General features: G+C 43.0%; 25 protein-coding genes, 1 pseudogene and 1 riboswitch. Of the genes and pseudogenes, 14 read left to right on the top strand and 12 right to left on the bottom strand.

Annotated elements, in window-relative coordinates; genetic code table 11:
- Nucleotides 1–5 precede the first annotated feature (5 nt).
- The 5 genes from K1I43_RS01845 to K1I43_RS01825 form a co-directional block, all read right to left on the bottom strand.
- The gene (locus K1I43_RS01845; protein ID WP_220382599.1) at nt 6–2093 is read right to left on the bottom strand and encodes an ATP-dependent Clp protease ATP-binding subunit; all 2088 of its coding nucleotides are present in this window, start codon (nt 2091–2093) and stop codon (nt 6–8) included.
- A gap of 143 nt (nt 2094–2236) precedes the next feature.
- A complete protein-coding gene (locus tag K1I43_RS15805) occupies nt 2237–3100 on the bottom strand; it encodes a methyl-accepting chemotaxis protein (RefSeq protein ID WP_019417275.1) in 864 nt (287 codons plus the stop codon).
- A gap of 66 nt (nt 3101–3166) precedes the next feature.
- Nucleotides 3167–4570: a sensor histidine kinase gene (locus K1I43_RS01835; protein WP_026011597.1), complete on the bottom strand. Its 1404-nt coding sequence runs from the start codon at nt 4568–4570 to the stop codon at nt 3167–3169.
- Nucleotides 4557–5234 carry a response regulator transcription factor gene (locus K1I43_RS01830; protein ID WP_483297890.1) on the bottom strand — a complete coding sequence of 226 codons (678 nt, stop codon included), beginning with the start codon at nt 5232–5234 and terminating at the stop codon, nt 4557–4559. Before K1I43_RS01830 ends, K1I43_RS01835 begins: the two co-directional genes overlap by 14 nt.
- Nucleotides 5231–6205, bottom strand: a complete 975-nt coding sequence (locus K1I43_RS01825; RefSeq protein WP_019417278.1) for a YncE family protein — start codon at nt 6203–6205, stop codon at nt 5231–5233. Before K1I43_RS01825 ends, K1I43_RS01830 begins: the two co-directional genes overlap by 4 nt.
- Before the next feature lie 89 nt (nt 6206–6294).
- Here K1I43_RS01825 and K1I43_RS01820 point away from each other — a divergent pair, with 89 nt between their 5' ends.
- The 3 genes from K1I43_RS01820 (at nt 6295) to K1I43_RS01810 (ending at nt 8227) form a co-directional block, all read left to right on the top strand.
- Complete coding sequence (locus K1I43_RS01820; protein WP_009362729.1) at nt 6295–6669, top strand: FixH family protein; 375 nt, start codon at nt 6295–6297, stop codon at nt 6667–6669.
- Between the two features lie 67 nt (nt 6670–6736).
- A complete protein-coding gene (locus K1I43_RS01815) occupies nt 6737–7732 on the top strand; it encodes a YkvI family membrane protein (RefSeq protein ID WP_019417279.1) in 996 nt (331 codons plus the stop codon).
- A gap of 45 nt (nt 7733–7777) precedes the next feature.
- A complete protein-coding gene (locus K1I43_RS01810; protein ID WP_019417280.1) occupies nt 7778–8227 on the top strand; it encodes a hypothetical protein in 450 nt (149 codons plus the stop codon).
- Nucleotides 8228–8237: 10 nt separating this feature from the next.
- Here the strand turns inward: K1I43_RS01810 and K1I43_RS01805 are convergent, their stop codons facing one another.
- The gene (locus K1I43_RS01805; RefSeq protein WP_019417281.1) at nt 8238–9851 is read right to left on the bottom strand and encodes a methyl-accepting chemotaxis protein; all 1614 of its coding nucleotides are present in this window, start codon (nt 9849–9851) and stop codon (nt 8238–8240) included.
- A gap of 106 nt (nt 9852–9957) precedes the next feature.
- Between K1I43_RS01805 and K1I43_RS01800 the strand changes: the two genes are divergently transcribed.
- Nucleotides 9958–10071: a DUF6254 family protein gene (locus K1I43_RS01800; protein WP_003396753.1), complete on the top strand. Its 114-nt coding sequence runs from the start codon at nt 9958–9960 to the stop codon at nt 10069–10071.
- A 46-nt stretch (nt 10072–10117) separates the two neighbouring features.
- On the opposite strand, the gene K1I43_RS01795 is transcribed toward K1I43_RS01800, so the two are convergent.
- Both K1I43_RS01795 and phoU read right to left on the bottom strand, forming a co-directional pair.
- Nucleotides 10118–10675: a hypothetical protein gene (locus K1I43_RS01795; RefSeq protein WP_220382598.1), complete on the bottom strand. Its 558-nt coding sequence runs from the start codon at nt 10673–10675 to the stop codon at nt 10118–10120.
- 90 nt (nt 10676–10765) lie between these two features.
- Nucleotides 10766–11425 carry a phosphate signaling complex protein PhoU gene (gene phoU, locus K1I43_RS01790; protein WP_019418029.1) on the bottom strand — a complete coding sequence of 220 codons (660 nt, stop codon included), beginning with the start codon at nt 11423–11425 and terminating at the stop codon, nt 10766–10768.
- Between the two features lie 140 nt (nt 11426–11565).
- Nucleotides 11566–11610, top strand: a riboswitch (PreQ1 riboswitch).
- Between the two features lie 76 nt (nt 11611–11686).
- Between phoU and queC the strand changes: the two genes are divergently transcribed.
- From queC to K1I43_RS01755, 7 genes and pseudogenes are all read left to right on the top strand, one after another.
- Nucleotides 11687–12352 (top strand): 7-cyano-7-deazaguanine synthase QueC, encoded by a 666-nt coding sequence (gene queC / locus K1I43_RS01785; RefSeq protein WP_019418028.1) that lies wholly within the window; start codon nt 11687–11689, stop codon nt 12350–12352.
- Nucleotides 12349–12786: a 6-carboxytetrahydropterin synthase QueD gene (queD, locus tag K1I43_RS01780; protein WP_009362722.1), complete on the top strand. Its 438-nt coding sequence runs from the start codon at nt 12349–12351 to the stop codon at nt 12784–12786. The genes queC and queD overlap by 4 nt, the downstream gene beginning before the upstream one ends.
- Nucleotides 12786–13508, top strand: a complete 723-nt coding sequence (gene queE, locus K1I43_RS01775; protein WP_019418027.1) for a 7-carboxy-7-deazaguanine synthase QueE — start codon at nt 12786–12788, stop codon at nt 13506–13508. Before queD ends, queE begins: the two co-directional genes overlap by 1 nt.
- Nucleotides 13509–13526: 18 nt before the next feature.
- Entirely contained in the window at nt 13527–13694 is a 168-nt protein-coding gene (locus K1I43_RS01770) for a tunnelling fold family protein (protein WP_003396742.1), read from the top strand.
- A 68-nt stretch (nt 13695–13762) separates the two neighbouring features.
- Nucleotides 13763–13912, top strand: coding sequence for a hypothetical protein (locus K1I43_RS01765; protein WP_162299400.1), 150 nt, complete (start codon nt 13763–13765; stop codon nt 13910–13912).
- A gap of 131 nt (nt 13913–14043) precedes the next feature.
- A pseudogene (queF, locus tag K1I43_RS01760) lies at nt 14044–14373 on the top strand (preQ(1) synthase); the annotation flags it as partial.
- Nucleotides 14374–14490: 117 nt separating this feature from the next.
- Nucleotides 14491–15180: an oxidoreductase gene (locus tag K1I43_RS01755; protein ID WP_033383507.1), complete on the top strand. Its 690-nt coding sequence runs from the start codon at nt 14491–14493 to the stop codon at nt 15178–15180.
- A 15-nt stretch (nt 15181–15195) separates the two neighbouring features.
- On the opposite strand, the gene K1I43_RS01750 is transcribed toward K1I43_RS01755, so the two are convergent.
- Nucleotides 15196–15372, bottom strand: coding sequence for a YkvS family protein (locus K1I43_RS01750; RefSeq protein ID WP_009362719.1), 177 nt, complete (start codon nt 15370–15372; stop codon nt 15196–15198).
- Between the two features lie 88 nt (nt 15373–15460).
- Complete coding sequence (locus tag K1I43_RS01745; protein WP_019418025.1) at nt 15461–15772, bottom strand: hypothetical protein; 312 nt, start codon at nt 15770–15772, stop codon at nt 15461–15463.
- 141 nt (nt 15773–15913) lie between these two features.
- Here K1I43_RS01745 and K1I43_RS01740 point away from each other — a divergent pair, with 141 nt between their 5' ends.
- Entirely contained in the window at nt 15914–16114 is a 201-nt protein-coding gene (locus K1I43_RS01740) for a hypothetical protein (RefSeq protein ID WP_009361123.1), read from the top strand.
- Here K1I43_RS01740 and K1I43_RS01735 read toward each other — a convergent pair.
- Nucleotides 16041–16565: a sigma-70 family RNA polymerase sigma factor gene (locus K1I43_RS01735; protein WP_019418024.1), complete on the bottom strand. Its 525-nt coding sequence runs from the start codon at nt 16563–16565 to the stop codon at nt 16041–16043. The genes K1I43_RS01740 and K1I43_RS01735 overlap by 74 nt on opposite strands.
- A 256-nt stretch (nt 16566–16821) precedes the next feature.
- Here K1I43_RS01735 and K1I43_RS01730 point away from each other — a divergent pair, with 256 nt between their 5' ends.
- Both K1I43_RS01730 and K1I43_RS01725 read left to right on the top strand, forming a co-directional pair.
- Complete coding sequence (locus K1I43_RS01730) at nt 16822–17064, top strand: YueH family protein (RefSeq protein ID WP_019418023.1); 243 nt, start codon at nt 16822–16824, stop codon at nt 17062–17064.
- An 18-nt stretch (nt 17065–17082) separates the two neighbouring features.
- Complete coding sequence (locus K1I43_RS01725) at nt 17083–18339, top strand: ATP-binding protein (RefSeq protein WP_019418022.1); 1257 nt, start codon at nt 17083–17085, stop codon at nt 18337–18339.
- A 15-nt stretch (nt 18340–18354) separates the two neighbouring features.
- On the opposite strand, the gene K1I43_RS01720 is transcribed toward K1I43_RS01725, so the two are convergent.
- On the bottom strand, nt 18355–18957 hold the full coding sequence (locus K1I43_RS01720; protein ID WP_026011749.1) for a nitroreductase family protein: 603 nt from the start codon (nt 18955–18957) through the stop codon (nt 18355–18357).
- Nucleotides 18958–19006: the final 49 nt, after the last annotated feature.

Here is a 19006-nt window from a genome sequence, read left to right as displayed (position 1 = left end):
GCGGATTAGGCTTTTTCATGTTTCACAACGATGCGATCGTCTTCTACATCAATGTGGATTGTACGAACATGTTCTTCATCAAGCAACACGTCGGCAATTTGGTCTTCGACATGTTCTTGCATGACGCGGCGGAGTGGACGAGCGCCAAATGTCGGATGATAACCAAGGTCAGCTAATTTTTCTTTCGCTTTGTCGCTCATTGTAACGGTTACCTGTTGTTCAGAAAGCGTGCGTTGCAATTCAGCGAACATGAGGTCAACGATTTGCAACATGTGAGCTTTTTCAAGCGGTTTAAATTCGATAATGGCATCGAGACGGTTTAAAAATTCCGGTTTGAAATATAGGCTGAGACGTTGAAGCAAGTCGCCTTCGATATTCGTGCCTGCGTTTGATGTCATAATGATGACTGTGTCTTTAAAGCTGACGGTACGACCTTGGCTATCTGTTAAACGACCGTCTTCTAAAATTTGTAAGAACATATGTTGCACATCTGGATGCGCTTTTTCCATTTCATCAAGCAAGATGATGCTGTAAGGGTTGCGGCGCACTTTTTCCGTTAATTGACCGGCTTCTTCATGGCCAATGTAGCCAGGAGGTGCACCGATGAGTTTGGCGACCGCATGTTTTTCCATATATTCGCTCATGTCTAAGCGAATCATCGCATCTTTAGAGCCGAACAATTGTTCAGCAAGCGTCTTCGACAATTCTGTTTTACCGACGCCAGTCGGACCGACGAATAAGAACGAACCAATCGGACGGTTTTTCGCTTTTAAGCCGGCGCGGCTTCTGCGAATCGCTTTTGCGATTTTTTTCACGGCTTCTTCTTGACCGATGACTTTTTTCGCTAAGTTTTCTTCTAAATGTTTCATTTTTGCTTGTTCATCAGCTTGTAGTTTGCCGACTGGGATGCCTGTTTTTTCTTCAATGATTTGTTGAATGTGCATGACGTCTACTACCGGTTGCTCAGCTTGTCCGTTTTGTTGTAATTGTTTTTCAAGCTGCAATTCTTCGGTGCGCAATTTGGCAGCGAGTTCGTAATTTTCTTCTTGCGCCGCTTTTTCTTTTTCTTTTCTTAATTGTTCGAGCCGTTGTTCGATGGCTTCTTTATTTGTCGGTGTCGCTTTTAAGCTCACTTTTGAACCCGCTTCGTCTAACAAGTCAATCGCTTTATCAGGAAGGAAGCGGTCTTGAATGTAGCGATGCGACAAAGTGACGCATGCGTGAATCGCTTCATCTGTATATTTGACTTGATGGAATTGTTCATATTTTGGCTGAATGCCTTTTAAAATATCAATCGCTTGTTCGATTGTCGGTTCGTGAACGATGACCGGTTGGAAGCGACGTTCAAGCGCAGCGTCTTTTTCGATTTGACGATATTCTTTTAACGTTGTTGCGCCGATGATTTGCAATTCTCCGCGGGCAAGCGTCGGTTTTAATATGTTGCTTGCGTCCATTGAGCCTTCTGCCGATCCGGCACCGACAAGTAAATGAATTTCATCGATGAATAAAATGACGTTTTTCCGTTGCTGTAATTCAGCAATTAATTGTTTCATTCGCTCTTCAAATTGACCGCGAATGCCTGTGTTTGCGACTAAGGAAGCGACATCGAGCACGTACACTTCTTTGTTTAATAGTTTCGATGGAACAGATCCTTCAACGATTTTAAGCGCTAATCCTTCGACGATCGCCGTTTTACCAACGCCCGGTTCACCGATTAACACCGGATTGTTTTTATTGCGACGATTTAAAATTTCAATGACGCGTTCAATTTCTTTATCGCGTCCGATGACAGGATCGATTAGTCCTGCTTTCGCTAATTGCGTTAAGTTGCGACCGAATTGGTCAAGCAATCCGTTTCGTTTCGGTTGTTGTTCTTGTTGTTGGGCGTGGGAAACTGTTCGTTCAGCAAGCGGTGCGAAGAAGTCGGAGAACAATTGATCAAAACGATCGAAGTGGAATCCTGCTGGCACTTTTAATTGTTGTTTTTGTTTTTCATAGCACGCCTCGCAAAGGTGTAATTGTTGTTTGTCGTTGTTTACTTGCACATGTAAAAAGATGTTTGCTTCATTTTGTTTACATACTTGGCACATCATAGGCACCAACCTCCTTTTTTGACTTTGACTATATTTGACCTTTCTGACTTTATTATAATTTGACCTTTTTTGACTTTCAAGACCTTTTTTAAAAAAAAATAAAAATTTTTTTCGTGACGAAAAAAAACTGCCGCGATGGGCAGTTATAAAAGCTTCGTCAGTTTGTCTGTAATTTTGATCATATGTTGTTGTACTTGGTGAAGTTCGTCGATTGCCTCGGCGCTATTGTTTATTTTTTCCGCCACTTCTTGAAGCATATGAACCATCTCTAACACCGAGTTTGTAATATGATTCAGCTGTTCGGAAATGTCTTCGGCGGAATGTTTGCTTTTTTCTGCCATTTTGCGTACTTCTTCTGCGACGATCGCAAAGCCACGTCCATGTTCGCCAGCGCGAGCCGCTTCGATGGCGGCGTTTAATCCGAGCAAATTCGATTGCATTGCAATGTCTTTCACGAACGAAATGACGCCTTGAATTTCTTCTGTGCTTTTGCTTACTTTTTCCGCTTTTTCGCTTAACTGTTTTAAGTGACTGTTGATTAAGCGGGCGGAATGTTGAATATCGTTCGTGCTTGCGTTTATTTCTTCAAGTAAACTAGCAAATTCTTCATTTATTTCAAGATGAGCATCGACGATATTCGTCACATCGGTTGCGATTTTAAAAAACGCTTGCAATTGTCCTTGTTCGTCTAACACCGGAGCATAGAGCGCTTTCAGCCATATATGTTTGCCGTGTCGAGTGACGCGTTGCACCGTGCCGTAAAACGGCTGTTTGTTTTTTAGGCGATTCCAAAATTGTGTATACTCGTAGCTATTTGCGTATTCTGGAAGGCAAAATTGACGATGGGATAAACCGAGCAATTGTTGCTCCGTGTAGCCCATCGCTTGAAGAAATACATCGTTTGCCCATAATACTGTTGTATCTGGGCGAAATAAAATCATCGCAAAGGAATTGTTTAATGTTTCAAAGATGTGTTGGATGTCGAACGGAATGGCATGTGTTTTCATTGTCAGTCGTCCTCCGAAAACATAAAGTGTGATGGTGATATTATACCATACTGTATTATTTTTGTACTATCCTTTGTATAACGGCAATTGAACGTACACAGTCGTTCCTTTTCCTTGTTCGCTTTCAAAGCGAATTGATCCGCCGTGTAGTTTTACAATTTGCTTGACGATCGCAATGCCAAGACCTGTGCCGCCATGTTCGCGCGAGCGGGAGCGGTCGGTTCGGAAAAATCGTTCGCCTAATCGTTCAATGTCTTGTTTCGACATTCCTTGTCCCGAATCGGAAATGACGAGCTCGCACATCGGATGTTTGTTTACGGTACATAACGATATGTTGCCGCCAGAAGGGGTGTAGCGCAACGCATTATCAAGCAAGTTTTGCAACACTTGTTCGATGCGATCGGGGTCGCCATCGACGACTAAGTCATGATCGACATCGAGGGAAAGGTGAATGCGTTTTTCTTGTAAGAGCGGCTCGTATTTTTCCATCGTTTCTTCGATGAGCTGTGCGATCGAAAACGGGGTGCGCACGAGCGGATATGTGCCTTCTAATTGCGCCAAATCAAGCAAATCGCGCACGAGACGTTGCATGCGGCTCGCCTCGCGGTGAATGAGTTTCATATATTTTTTTTGTTGTTCTTCGTCTTTCACCACCCCGTCTAATAACGCTTCGCTATATCCTTTCACATAGCTTAACGGCGTGCGCAATTCGTGGGAAACGTTCGCTAAAAATTCTTTTTTTCGTTCATCTTCCTTGGCGAGCGCATGCGCCATTTGATTGAACGCCTTCGCTAATTGTCCGATTTCATCTTCCGTTTCGACATCCACATGGACAGAAAAATCGCCTTGTGAGACGCGATAGGCCGCTTGTTGCATATGTTGCAACGGTTTTGTGAAATGCATCGCAATTTTTCGTCCGACAAATACCGTAATGAATAAAAAAAGGCTACCGCCGATCATGACGAACGTTTGAATGCGCTCGAGCACATCTTCAATGGATGCAAGCGGAACGTACAAATATAAAATGCCCATGAGGCGATGTTCGTCTAATAGCGGAATGATGATGCCGACGATTTGGCGGTCAAACGTTTGTTCATATCCTTTTTTCGTTACCGTTTTCCCGGCAAGCAGTTGTTGCCGTTCCGCTTCGCTAATGACGGAGTGATGATCGACTTCAAACGGCAAACAGGCGCTTAATTCACGCGGATTGTTGACGAGCACAATTTCTGTATCGGATATGTCATTGATAAAGGAAACGGTGTCGCGAAACGAGTCTGTCAGCGCACCGCCGTCATATTTTTCCGCAATGTTCATTCCTTCTTGCAATAAACGTTGTTCGACGTGTGAAATATAAATATTTTCATATATATACAGAGCAACTGTATATAAAAGCAACACCGCAAGCACTAAAAAAGCGCTAATCGTGAGCCATAGTTTTTGTTGTAGAGAAAGAGAATTAAACCGTTTCATCAAATTTATATCCCACTCCCCATACCGTTTGGATGAGTTGCCCCGCTTCACCTAATTTAATGCGCAACGTTTTAATATGCGTATCGACCGTGCGCGTGCTGCCGACGTAATGAATGCCCCAAACGCGATCTAACAGCTGTTCACGCGTAAATACTTGACCGCGATGTTTTAAAAATAACACGAGCAATTCAAATTCTTTTAACGTTAATAGAACATGGTTTCCGTTGACCATGACTTTTCGAGCTTTTTCATCGACAACGATCGGACCTGCTTCATATTGCGGAGTTGCCTCAGTCCCTTTCGTTCGGCGAAGTACAGCATGAACGCGCGCCACGACTTCATTCGGGCTAAACGGTTTTACGATGTAGTCGTCTGCGCCAATTTTCAGCCCATATACACGATCCCATTCATCGCTTCGTGCCGTTAAAAAAATGATCGGCACTTGCGAACGCTCGCGCACGTGCATGCAAAAACGGTAGCCGTCGAGTTTTGGCATCATAATATCAAGTAAAATTAAATCGACATGTCTTCGTCCGAATTGGGCAAGCCCTGCTTCGCCATCGTCCGCCTCGATGCACGTAAATCCTTCCGGCTCTAAATATAGGCGAAGTAGCTCGCGCATCTCTTTTTCATCGTCAATAATTAAAATCGTTGCCACGCTTATTCCCCCTTTGCATCACGAAAAAAGATATAAAACGGTCCATGTCCGACAGAAACGGTATTTGTTTGTTTGAACGTTTTTTCATCGACAAAAATTAATTCATTGCTGTCGTAACTTGCGATGACGAGATCGCTTTTCGCCTTTGTCATCGCAAACGGATTGGCGCCAACATCAAGCGAGCGCATCATACGTTTTGTTTTTGGTTCAAATGCATACAACATATTCGATCCGTGACAAAGAGCGTATATCGCTTCGTTCGTTTGAACGAATTGAATCGGCATCGTTTCTGCTCTTACACGTGTGAGCAACCGTCCGTCGACAAGTGAATGAACGTACACTTCTTGTTGAATCGTTGCTCCGCTACCATGCCCGCCGACCCATAGTTCATTCGTTTCGGAAACGACGAAGCCGCTGACGGCGGAATCGAGCGTATCGACCGTTCGTGTCACTCGTTTTGTCGTTTGATCAATAAATGAAATCGCACCGTTTTTAAAATGAATAATGATCCATTGGTGATGTTTATCGTCTTCTACGATTGAAAAAGGGGACGGTGGAGTGGTGATCACTTTTTTCACTTTTCCATCAAACGTCATGATTGACACCGTTCCTTTTTTTTCGTTGACGACGAGCAAGTGACGTTCGGTGACAAGCACATCCGTTATCCCTTTTTCAACGTTCCATCGTCTCGTTTCTGTTCCGGTTGATAACGTATAGGCGATCATTTCGTCCATGTCTTGTCCGAATAAAACGATCGTATCTCCGTCCGGAAGAAGCGCTGCTTTTGTGATTGGCTTTTTCATTTGCCATGTTGTCATGACTTGTTTCGTGTTATAATCAATAAATGACAAGCTTTGTTCTTTTATATTTACGACGCCAATGATCGCCTCGTCCCGTTTGATCGGGGGGTACGTTTGTGAGGTGCAGCTCGTTAATAACATCACGATCATCAGCCAAAGAAAGAAACGAACTTGCATTGTACGAGTCCTCCATCGCGTTTTAATACTATTGTAGCAAATAGTTGTGAATATTTTGTGAAACTATTGTAACATGGAAGGGGATAAACATGAAAAAATGGTTGTTGTTGTTTTCGTTCGTTTTGCTTGTTGTCGCCGGTTGTGCGAGCAAGGCGGAAGAAGAAGAGTTGGCGTATTTAGACGTCAAAATGGCGGTGGAAGAAAAGCTTCCGGCTAATCAAGAAGTCGAACTCGCTTGTTTTGTGACATATGGCGATGAAAAAGTAACGGATGCATCAGAAGTGAAATTTGAAGTATGGAAACATGGCACAGAAGACCGACAAATGATTGAAGGAAAACATGTCGGCGACGGAAAATATGTCGCGCGCTATACGTTTGCAACGAAAGGAACGTATGCGGTTGTGGCGCATGTGACGGCGAAAAATATGCATAATATGCCAAAAATCGATGTAGTGGTAGAATAAACGGCGGAAAATATTCGCCGTTTTTTTTTCATATATATAGAAAAAATGGACGAGTGGGGGAGAGCGTATGTGGATGCGGGCAGTTCAAATTGCGTTTGTGTATGTCGGAACGGTTGTTGGGGCTGGATTTGCGACCGGAAAAGAAATTGTGCAATTTTTTACGCAATACGGTGCAATTGGGTTTGTAACCATTGCGGCAAGCGGGGGGCTATTTATTTTTTTCGGAACGCGTTTAATGATGATGGCCGCTCGGCTTCATGCCCGTTCATATGAACAGTTGAATGCGTATTTGTTTGGGAAATTCGGTTTTCTCGTCAATCTCTTTATGTTTGTTGTGTTATTTAGCGTGACATCGGTCATGTTGTCAGGGGCGGGGGCGGTGTTTGAAGAACAGCTTCATATGCCGGCATATGTTGGGCTTGTGCTCACGATCATTCTCGCCTTTGTGACGATGTTATTTGGTTTAAACGGTATTTTAAGCGTCAATATGATTGTCGTGCCGATGATGGTTATATTTAGCTTATGTATTGCGATGATGAACGGAAGCGACGTCGTATGGACGAAGCCGCCGCTTGCTGCTTTTTTTTCTCCGTTTGCGTATGTGGCGTTTAATTTAGCGATGGCGCAAGTCGTTCTCGTTCCGCTTGCAACGGAAGTAAAAGATGAACAGACGATTCGTTTCGGTGGTTGGCTCGGTGGCATGTTGCTTATGTTTATTTTATTTAGCAGTCATGTTGCTCTTTCGTTGTTGCCGCAATTGTCATCTTACAGCATTCCGATGGCGGAAGTGGTGAAACGTTCGCTTGCTTCGTTTTACTGGCTATACGTCGTGATCATTTATGGAGAAATTTTCACCTCGTTTATTGCAGGGGTGTTCGGTTTGCATCGGAAATTGGCGCTTTTTTTTCAGCAGCCGACATTGATCCTTATTGTGCTTTTGCTAGCGATGTATGCGTTTAGTTTAATTGGGTATCATGCGCTCCTTACTTTTTTATATCCTTTGTTTGGATATATGAGCATCATTTTTATTTTCTTGCTTTTCTATCGAAAAATGCCTAGCTAGAAAAAAAGAAGTGTAGTACATTGAATGTAAAGGGGAGGTGAAGTGATGCGGCAAACGGTCATGGTAATGTTCGTTTTACTTCTTTTCTTTACGCTCGAAACGTTCCATCTCATTCAATGGTACGATGCAAGGGTATGGGCGCTTATTGTTTTTTCTTTTGGACTTATCGTTCATATATATGTGTTTAAGCGCGGTGTACGTGAGCATGACGCATTTCTTTTATTGCCAGCAGCTATTGCGTTATGGATGGGAGTTTTTTCATTCCTTTTGCTTCATGACGGAACGATGTACGTATTGGCGTTTACGATCGGTTTATTTGAGTGGTGGCTGTTTAGCAAGGAACAGTGGCTGGAAACACCGCTTCTCGTTTGTTTCGGATGTAGCGTTGTCGCGAGCTTAGAGGCAGGAGAGATGCTTTTGTTTCTTTTTATTTTAACGATCGGTATCGGGGCATATGCATATCGTACAAAAAGCGAGCGAGCCAATGCACTTTAGGCTCGCTTTTTCACTTTACGCCAAACCGATGTAAAATTTGTTTTAGTTGATACACTTCCTCCGCTAGCACTGCCGCTTCTTTTGCGAGTTGATGGACGCTCATCGCTTGTTGTTCCAGCCCGCTTGCCGTTTCGTGAACGACTTTTGTAAAGTCGTTGGCGATCGTATAAATATCGGTAATCGCTTCGTGTAGTTCGTTTCCTTCTTTTGTCGTTTGTTGCATAAGCGTTCGGTTTCGTTGGCTTAACGCGTTTAGCTCATGTGACATCGTTTGAAAATAAGCAATACTGTCGGTCAGTTTTGTTAAGGAGGCGGTCGTTTCATCGATCGTATTTGCTTGTTTCGTGACCGCATTTGCGACGCTTGATAGTTGATTATACGTATTCGCAAGCGATGATAAAATTTCATGTGCGAAAGCGTTCGTATGTTCCGCAAGTTTTCGCACTTCTGAGGCAACGACGGCAAATCCTTTTCCAGCTTCTCCTGCTCGTGCCGCTTCAATGGAAGCATTTAACGCCAACATGTTCGTTTGTTCCGCAATCGCCGTAATGGCGGACACTTTTTGGATGAGCGCATCGGCTTCTTTCGCGACCGTTTGAATTTGTTTCGCGGTGTCGTTCATTTGTTGTTTTGTGTCGTTCATTTGTTGTTCGACAGCTTGCATATACGTATATCCTGTTTGGGCGGATTGAAATGTCGTTTGCGCCCGTTCGACGACTTGTTCAATATCTGTTTGGACGGTATGCATATAATGAAGCATCGTTTGAATGCGCTGTTTCGCTTCATCGACGAATGTCGTTTGTTTTTGAGCCCCTTCACGAAACGTTTCCATCGTTGCGGACACTTCATCAAACGCCTCCGCTATTCGCTTCGCTTCTTCTTTTTGTTCGTGGCTCACTTGTTCGACGGAGGAGGTTGCCTTTGCGATTTGTTGTAAAATCATGCGCAAACCGAGAATGACTTTGTTTATTTCATAGCCAATTTGATGAAAAGCGTTGCGCTTTCCGACCGTTTTCACTTCGGTATGAAGCTGTCCGGATGAGACGGCACGAGTGACGTGATACCACGCGTGCAGGCGGTTCATGATCGTGCGGTAAAATGAAAAAGAAACGAGAAAGCTGATGAAGCCGGTGACGCTTGTGAGCAACAACGTTTGTTTGACCGATAGCTGCATCATAAACGCAACAATAAAAAGAGCGATAACGGGCAAGAAGACGATCGTGCTAAACCACATTTCTATATACGGCTGATGGATCAGACGTCCCATGCGCAAATTAAAGCGCTTTCCATTTTGTTCGAACAGTGGACATGCGGCATCGACGAGCACTTCACCTGTATTTCGTTTATACAGTTGCAACAGTGGAGCAGTTGTCGTTGCCGCTTTTTTTCCTACTTCGTCGTCAAACACCATCCCTTCGCGCAAACGGTTCGTATGCACAACACCTTTTCCGTCTTCATCGACGATGACGAAATATTCATCGCGTTCAAGATGGCGGTCTAATACGTCGCGCAACGAATCGAGCTGTTGAGCGAGCGGTTGGTCTAATCGCATCGTTCGTTGTACTTCTTTCGCTACTCGTTGTACTTTTTGCAGTGCTTTTTTCGCTTGTTTCGATTGTAACAATGTTCTCTCCCCCTTTTCCCCTTATTTCAAATATACACAATTTTCAAACAACGAAAAAGTCATAAAAAAGAAAAATGAACAAATGATAAAAAGGGAGGTGAGACGAATGACCCAATCGAAAAGACAGAAAGAGCGACAATGGACCGTTCGGAAACAAGCGCAAAACGAACCGCACGGGAAAGTGAAGTCGTTTGAACAACTAGCAAAAGAAGAAAAATAAATGGAAAAGGCTGTCCCAAAGAAGTTTGTGACAGCCTTTTGCCTCGTTATCTTGCTTTTAACGCACGAATTTCGTTTTCATGTACAAGTGACCGAACAGCGAGCGACTGAATAGCAAGCTCGTGTCGCGCTTGGGTCGCGATGACATCATCTAGCTTTTGGGACATTTCAGCGAGGTTTTGCTTGATCGTTGATATTTCATTTACTGCTTCTAATGTTTCTAACACGGCTTGTTTAATGAGAGGAATGTCTGCGACGTCATCTTTTGTGGCCATTGTTTGTTCAATGTGTTCAATACGCTTGTCCATGGCAGCGATATCCTCTTTTGTGGCCATGCGCTGTTCAATGCTTGCGATATCATCTTTTGTCGCCATGCGTTGCTCAATGCTTGCGATATCATCTTTTGTGGCCATGCGCTGTTCAATGCTTGCGATATCGTCTTTTGTGGCCATGCGCTGCTCGATGCTTACGATATCATCTTTTGTCGCCATCGTTTGCTCGATGTGTTCGATACGCTTGTCCATGGCAGCGATATCATCTTTTGTGGCCATGTGTTCGCGCAACAATGCGAGCTCATCGAAAATACGTTTGAGCATATCGTCCATGTTTACTCACCTCCCCCGACAAAATTATATCATCGCATAAAAAAGAAAGCGATAAAAAAAGATGCCTCAAATTATGAGGCACCCGAATATTTAATAGTTTAAATCAATGCGAATTCCTTTGACGCTATATAAAATATTTTCAGCGATATTTGTCACATGGTCGCCAGCGCGCTCTAAGTTGCGCGTGATGAACGACAATTGTGTAATTTGATTTGTAAACTCTGGTTTTTCGCTCATTAAGTCAATTAATTCTTGAATAATTTTTCCTTGCAACTCATCTACTCGATCGTCTTCAAGTGCGATCCGTTTCGCTTCTTCAACGTCATCGTTATGGAACGCATGAAGCGCATGGTCTAACATTTCATTGACGATTGCCGCCATTTCAGGAATGTGGACGATCGGTTTCACATGCGATTCTGTACCGATAAATTTGACCGATTTTGCGATATTGACCGCAATGTCACCAATGCGCTCGACATCAGACGAAATTTTAAGCGCAACGATTAACCGACGTAAATCAGATGCGACCGGTTGTTGTTTTAAAATCGTCATAATCGCAAGCTCGTTAATTTCGCGCTCAAGTTCGTTAATTTTTTTATCGTTTTCGATAATGTCATCTGCTTTCGCGATATTTTGCGTTTGTAACGCTTCAATCGATTCATGTAGCGCTTGTTGGGAAGCAGATACCATCGTCATTAATTTTTCGCGCAGTTGTTGAAGCGCCGCATCAAAAGTTGAACGTTTTGTCATGTTGAATCACCTAACTTTTTTTGTTGTTATTATATCCTGAAAACAGTTCACAAATAAAGCATAATTTTTTTATAGAATGAATATATGTTTTATGGTATATTGTTAGGCGTACAATTGAAGAAGAATTCTACGCGGCTTGCGTAGGAGAGGTTCTAGAACACCCTCTATAAAAAAACTAGGGATCGCTATGTCCTTAGGGGGTATAGCGTTTTTGTTTTAGAACGCTCTTTCTTCTCATTATGTAAGAAAGGGGAGCGAAAGATGAAAAGAGAAAAAGCAGTCGTCGTTTTTAGCGGCGGCCAAGACAGTACAACATGTTTATTTTGGGCGAAAAAACATTTTGCGGAAGTCGAAGCGGTGACGTTTGATTACAACCAACGCCATCGGCTTGAAATTGACGTCGCTGCATCGATTGCGAAAGAGCTTGACGTGCCACATACGGTGCTTGATATGTCGCTATTACATCAGCTCGCACCAAATGCGCTAACAAGAAGCGATATAGCGATCGAACAAAAAGAAGGACAATTGCCGTCCACGTTTGTCGATGGGCGCAATTTATTGTTTTTATCGTTTGCGGCGGTGCTTGCGAAACAAAAAGGGGCGCGTCATCTCGTGACGGGCGTATGTGAAACAGACTTTAGCGGCTATCCGGATTGCCGTGACGTATTTATTAAATCGTTAAATGTGACGCTTAATTTAGCGATGGATTACGACTTTGTCATTCATACGCCGCTCATGTGGTTAAATAAAGCGGAAACGTGGAAGCTTGCTGATGAGTTGGATGCGCTTGAGTTCGTGCGCACGAAAACGCTCACGTGCTACAACGGCATCATCGCTGACGGTTGTGGCGAATGTCCAGCGTGCGTGTTGCGTAAACGTGGTCTTGATCAATATATGAGTGAAAAGAAAGGGGCGCATGTGCAATGATCCAACAAATTTATCCGCAAGTCATTCACCCGTTTCGCTATGAATTAAATAAAGATATGCAAATTGCGGCGGCGCACTTTATTCCGCATGAAGCAGCCGGCCAATGTGCGAATATGCACGGACATACGTATTTTATCAACATTACTGTTGCAGGTGACGAGCTTGATGATTCGGGTTTTTTAATTAACTTTCAACAGTTAAAAAAACTTGTGCACAACCGTTTTGATCATACAGTTATGAACGATCATAAAGACGTATTTAGCGATACAGCGGCTGAACATTTTCCAACGACAGAAGTGGTAGCGCGAAAAATTGCAGAAATCGTTCAGGAACATTTAGACACGTTGCCGAATAAACCGACATGCGTTCAAGTGTTTGTGCGGGAGTCCCCGACAAGCTATGTCGTATATCGTCCGAAAGCAGGGAAACAATAATGGAGCGCATTCCGGTCATTGAAATTTTCGGCCCGACGATTCAAGGCGAAGGCATGGTCATCGGGCAAAAAACGATGTTTGTCCGCACAGCAGGATGCGACTATCGTTGCCGTTGGTGCGATTCGTCGTTTACGTGGGACGGTTCAGCGAAAGATGAAATAAAACAAATGACGCCCGAACATATTTGGCAACAACTGAAACAACTTGGCGGGGATCGGTTTAACCACGTGACCATTTCAGGCGGCAATCCTGCGTTGCTCAAAAGTTTGCATGCGCTCATTTCTTTACTGAAACAACATCGAATGCGCATCGGCTTAGAGACGCAAGGAAGCGTATGGCAAGACTGGTTTTACGATATCGATGATTTAACGATTTCACCAAAGCCGCCGAGTTCAAACATGGAAACAAATTTTGCGATGCTTGATACAATCATGGACCGATTAGCGATGCATCGCGGGCAAGTGAGTTTAAAAGTCGTCGTATTTAACGATGAAGATTTTGCTTATGCTAAACATGTGCATCAACGCTACCCGACCGTTCCGTTTTACGTTCAAGTCGGCAACGATGATATACATGAAGCAGACGACATAACGCTTCGCTTAAAATTATTACAAAAACTTGAATGGCTCGTCGAACAAGTTGTGCAATCAAACGAAATGAATGACGTTCGCGTCTTGCCCCAACTACACACGTTATTATGGGGCAATCGTCGCGGCGTATAACTAAAGGAGGAGAAAGCGATGAGAAAAGATGAAGAACTACAAGGAGTTACGCTTCTTGGAAACCAAGGAACGAAATATGTATTTGAATACAGCCCAGACATTCTTGAAGTGTTTGATAACAAACATCCTGACCGCGACTACTTTGTAAAATTTAACTGTCCGGAGTTTACGAGCTTGTGTCAATGAGGGCACACTTCAGTGGTGACACTGTCGGCTAAACCTTGTGAATTCAGGGGAAGAGAAAACAGGGGAAGATGCAAGAAGAGAATCGTCTTATCCATTTATTAGAACCCTATTTCTCCAACCCTGAGCCAAGCCTTAAAGAAGAAAGTGCGATGTATACAGCCTTTTTCTTTAAGGAAGGTGCAGAGACTATCGAAATCACTTTATCACGAAGCGAGTAAAAGTAGTGATAAAGGAAGAGAGTAGAGTACATCACGATGAAAATATCGTGGTGGAAGCGCAAGGGTTCTTATTCGATATCGCAGTCGAATAAGAATAAGATATAGTCCACCTGCTCTACAAAAAGCAGTTGCCAAAAACCGGACAACCAGATTTTGCCACAATTTACATTAGTTACATTCCTGATAAAAAATGTGTTGAAAGTAAGTCGCTGAAGTTATATTTATTTAGTTTCCGCAATCATGGTGATTTTCATGAAGATTGCGTCAATATTATTATGAACGATTTAATTCGCGTCATGGAGCCGCGCTACATTGAAGTGTGGGGGAAATTTACACCGCGCGGCGGCATTTCGATTGACCCGTATTGCAACTGGGGTCGCCCGGGAACGAAATACGAACAAATGGCGGAATATCGCTTATTAAACCACGATTTATATCCGGAAAAAGTAGATAATCGCTAAGAAGGCTGGCTCATGAAGTCAGCCTTAAAAAATTCATAAAAGAGAACTAGTTTTTTTTCGTAAACGGGTATATAATGACAAATTGTTACGAACCTTTTTTGTTTGGGGGGTCTTCATTTGAGACAGAGAACGGCTCTTGTGATCGGAGCAAGCGGATTAGTCGGAGGCGAGCTTCTCCAGCGGTTGCTTCGTTCGGAGCATTATGAACAAGTGACGGTGTTTGTTCGAAAACAAATGGCGTGCAAGCATGAAAAATTAAAACAAGTTATCGTTGATTTTGACAAAATAGAACAATATGAAGAATATTTTCATGTCGACGATGTATTTAGTTGTTTAGGGACGACGATGAAAAAAGCAAAAACAAGACAACAATTTATTAAAGTCGATTACGAATATACGTTGCGGGCGGCAAAACTGGCGGAAAAATGTCACGTCAAAACGTTTTTATTCGTTTCTGCGATCGGGGCAGATCCGCATTCGATGTTTTTTTACAATCGCGTCAAAGGAGAGACGGAAGAAGCGTTGCAGCGGCTTACGATTCGCTCGTTGCACATTTTTCGCCCATCGTTATTAACAGGTGAGCGACAAGAATTTCGTCTCGGTGAAAAAACAGCGGAATGGCTTTGTCACGGTTTTTCATTTGCGTTCGTCGGCAAATGGGAAAAATATAAACCGATCGCCGCAAAACAAGTGGCAGAAGCGATGTATTATGCCGCACTTTCAGAAAAACAAGGGGTATACATTTACGAATGTAGCGAAATGAAAGGGCAATGTGAACAACAAAGAGGGCTGTCTCATCAACAATAAGCAGCCCTCTTTTCGTTACTCTACAATTTTGTAGTTTTTATGGTTGACCACTGTTCGTTCTTGCAAGTCGAGTTCTTTGTAGTTGTCCATATACGTTAAATCGACAATAACTGAATTTTCGTTTACTTTTTCGACAATTCCCCGCAACCCATTTTTAAATTCAATGATGTCGCCAATTTGCGCTTTTTTCATTGAAAATCCCCTTTACTTTTGAATTTTTAAACCTTTTTTCTATTTTGCATGATTTTTCCTCGTTCGTAAAGGGCATTTTCAACTATTTTTAACGCTGTGGCCCATACGGCATGTACGGCCACATTGGTCCTGGCATCATCTGTGGCATTTGTGGCATTGGCATCGTTTGTGGCATCATTTGCGGCATTCCTGGCCACATCGGTCCCATCGGCATCCCACAGCCACAATCCCCTGGCATCATTTGCGGCATTTGTTGTGGCATTTGTGGCATCATCTGTGGCATTGGCATCGGCTGCATTTGTTGTGGCATCATCTGTGGCATTTGTGGCATCGGCTGCATTTGTTGCGGCATCATTTGTTGATCTAGTCGGAAATCTTCATACATATTCCAGTCATTCATCGTTCATCTTCCTTTCTTTCATTTAGAATCCACCAACATTGTATGTGCATTTTCGATAGACGTGTGTCAATATAACAAAATTAGGCATTCACACATCGTATTGACATGTAGCGTTCAGCACGTTAAAACAAAGAGGGAGGGATGAACGTGACTGAACAAGAAGCAAAGCAACTTCTTCAACAATTGCGCACGCGCGCCATTCCACATGTACTTGTGAAAAAGGAACATTTTTTAACGTTTCGTCATGTGCTCGTCCAACAAGAAGATTTTAAACATTTTCGCGGCGTTGCCCAGCGCGGTGGGGATGTCGTGTACTACTATATGGATGAGCCGCGCAGTTAACGTAACGTTTTAGCTTTTTGACGGCGGACATGCGCCATTGTTTTACGGCATTCACGCTTACGCCTTCTTCATGAGCGATTTGTTTTAATGTTTTTCCTTCGATCACATGACGAACAAGCCATATGCGCTCACGTGGCGTTAAATATTGCATCGCTTCTTCCCACATGATGTCGGCAAAAAAATCGACATTTTCTTTTAACACATATTCATCTGGCAACGGAACGTGTACGTTTCTCGTTTCTTTGCGCAGCTGTGACACGATGCGCCAGCGAATCATTTTAAATGCGAACGTACAAAAGGAACCTTTCGTTTCGTCGTATCGTTCATATGCTTCCCAAAGCGCAATGAAGCCAATTTGCATATATTCATCGACATGACGGCGAATGTGCAACTTGCGAATGATATAAGAAATGAGTGGGCGATATTCGGCAACGATTTTTTCAAATGACATATATATCCCTTCCTTGAAGGCGCGCCTTCAGTTATTCCGCGGTACATTTAGCCTAACAAAAACGCTTGCGCCAAGCGAAAGGGAAAACGGATAAAAATCGTCCGTTTATGTTCTGCATACACACCATTTGCCTAGAGGAAATACAAAAAATCAGACGAAAAACGAAGTGAAAATGAGCGGATTTGCTAAAAAATGTTTTGAACAATGGAAAAATTTTGTGATATGATAATAAAAAATGGAAAGGCATGAGTAAGAGATGAAAATTAGAAAAGCGACGATTGATGAACAATCATTACAACAAAATGTATACATTTATGAAAATAAAAAAGAACAATATATCGTTGTCGCGATTCCGTATTTGGAATGGTCCATTTATGTTAGCTATGATGATTTCGCTCATATCGAATCACGTTTACAACAATCGCTTGCGAAAGTGTTAGAAGAAGAACATGTTTCGTCGCTTGCGATGAAGCTTGCACAATGGATGAGAGAAATGTAAGAAAGGTTTCGTTGCCAGATGAAATACGCCATTGTCATTTATGTGATTATCAGCACCATTTGGATCGTATTGACTGATTTTTACGTAGAAAAGTTTCCGCTTCCACAACACATCATGCCATATGTTCAAACGTTTAAAGGCTTTATTTTTGTCATGTTGTCTGCTGTATTTATGTATATCGCTTTGAAAAAACATCGTGCCTTAAAACAGATGAGCGAAAGCGAACAAGAGCTGTTGACGCTCATTCATGCGATGCCTGATTTCGTCTCGTTTAAAGATGGACAAGGGCGTTGGCTTAGAGTAAACGAATTTGGTTTAAAGCTTTATGGGCTTGAGCATGTCGATTATAAAGGAAAAACAGATGCGGAACTGGCGGAATATACTCCTCATTTTCGCGAGGCGTTACTTTATTGCATCGATTCGGATGAAGAAGCGTGGCGGGCAAAAACGGTGACGCGTGCGGAAGAATCGTTTCCGATGCCAAACGGTGAAATGAAAACGTTTGACGTCATTAAAGTGCCGCTATTTTACGAAAACGGAAAACGAAAAGGGCTTGTCGTCATCGGCCGCGACATTACGCAACAAAAAGTTGCTGAGCAGCTGTTGTTGAAAAAAGAAAAACTATCGGTCATCGGCGAGTTAGCGGCAGGCATCGCCCACGAAATTCGCAATCCGCTCACGTCCATTAAAGGCTTTTTACAAATGATGAAAGAAACGAAAGAAGTAGATGAACGTTTCGTGCAAATTATGTTAGATGAAATTGAGCGCGTCAATCAAATCGTGAGCCAACTTCTCGTGCTAGCGAAACCGCAAATGAAATCGTATAAGCCGCTCGCTTTACACGACGTTGTTGACTACGTTGTCGGATTGTTTACGTACGAAGCGATTTTGCAAAATGTACAAATGAAATACGAACCGCACACATCGGCAACCGTACACGGCGACAAAAACGAGCTCATCCAAGTGTTTGTCAACGTCGTAAAAAACGCCTTAGAAGCGATGCCAAAAGGGGGAACGCTTACAATTTCTACGAAAGAAGAAGATGACCGCGTCCATATTATCATCGAAGATACAGGAAAAGGCATTGAACAAGAGCGTTTAAAACGAATTGGCGAACCGTTTTATACGTTAAAAGAAAAAGGAATGGGACTTGGTTTAACGACGAGCATGAAAATGATTCATGAACATAAAGGCACGATGCAAATCGAAAGCAAAGTCGGCAAAGGAACGCGGGTTCACATCATATTGCCAACATATAAAAATGACCCGTCTTAAAACGGGTCATTTTTATCACTCTACCCATGTCGTGACTTCATCTACTGGTAAACGGAGAGACGGATGGGCTGGCGCGCTCGCTTTACCGATTGTAATAAGCATCACCGGAATGTATCGGTCTGAAATGTGAAATTCTTTCATGAATGCTTGTGGATCAAAGCCGCCGATGGCGCACGTATCAAACCCTTCTGCTTTTGCGGCAAGCATGAGTTGCATCGCTGCTAACGAAGCGTTCGTGAACGCAGCATCGCGCGCATATTGTGCGTTTGTATATGCTTGTTCAATTTGTTTGGCGAGCGTCTCTTTCACTTCTTTTGTCATTTTTCCTTGTGCGACAAGCGGATCATATACGGCATCTGTTTTTTTATTCGCTTGTAAATCGCCAAGCACCGCAACGACCGCGGATGCATCAACAATTTGTTGTTGATTGTAAGCGATCGGAAGAAGCTTTTGTTGCGCTTCTTTTCCATAGATGACGACGAAATGCCAATGTTGCAAGTTCCAAGCGGAAGGCGCTTTTGTCGCTAATTGTAAAATTTTTGTCAGTTGTTCTTTCGAAATCGAAGCATTCGGATCGTATTTCCGAATCGATTGACGTTGTTCCATAATTGAAATCATATATATCCTCCTTGAACATACAAAAATAACATTACTCACTTTTTGTTAG

This window comes from Anoxybacillus sp. ST70 (assembly GCF_019553625.1).
In the GTDB taxonomy this organism is placed as follows: Bacteria; Bacillota; Bacilli; order Bacillales; family Anoxybacillaceae; genus Anoxybacillus; species Anoxybacillus gonensis.
The sequence above is the reverse complement of the archived record's forward strand: the minus strand, read 5'-3'. Positions and strand labels throughout refer to the sequence as shown.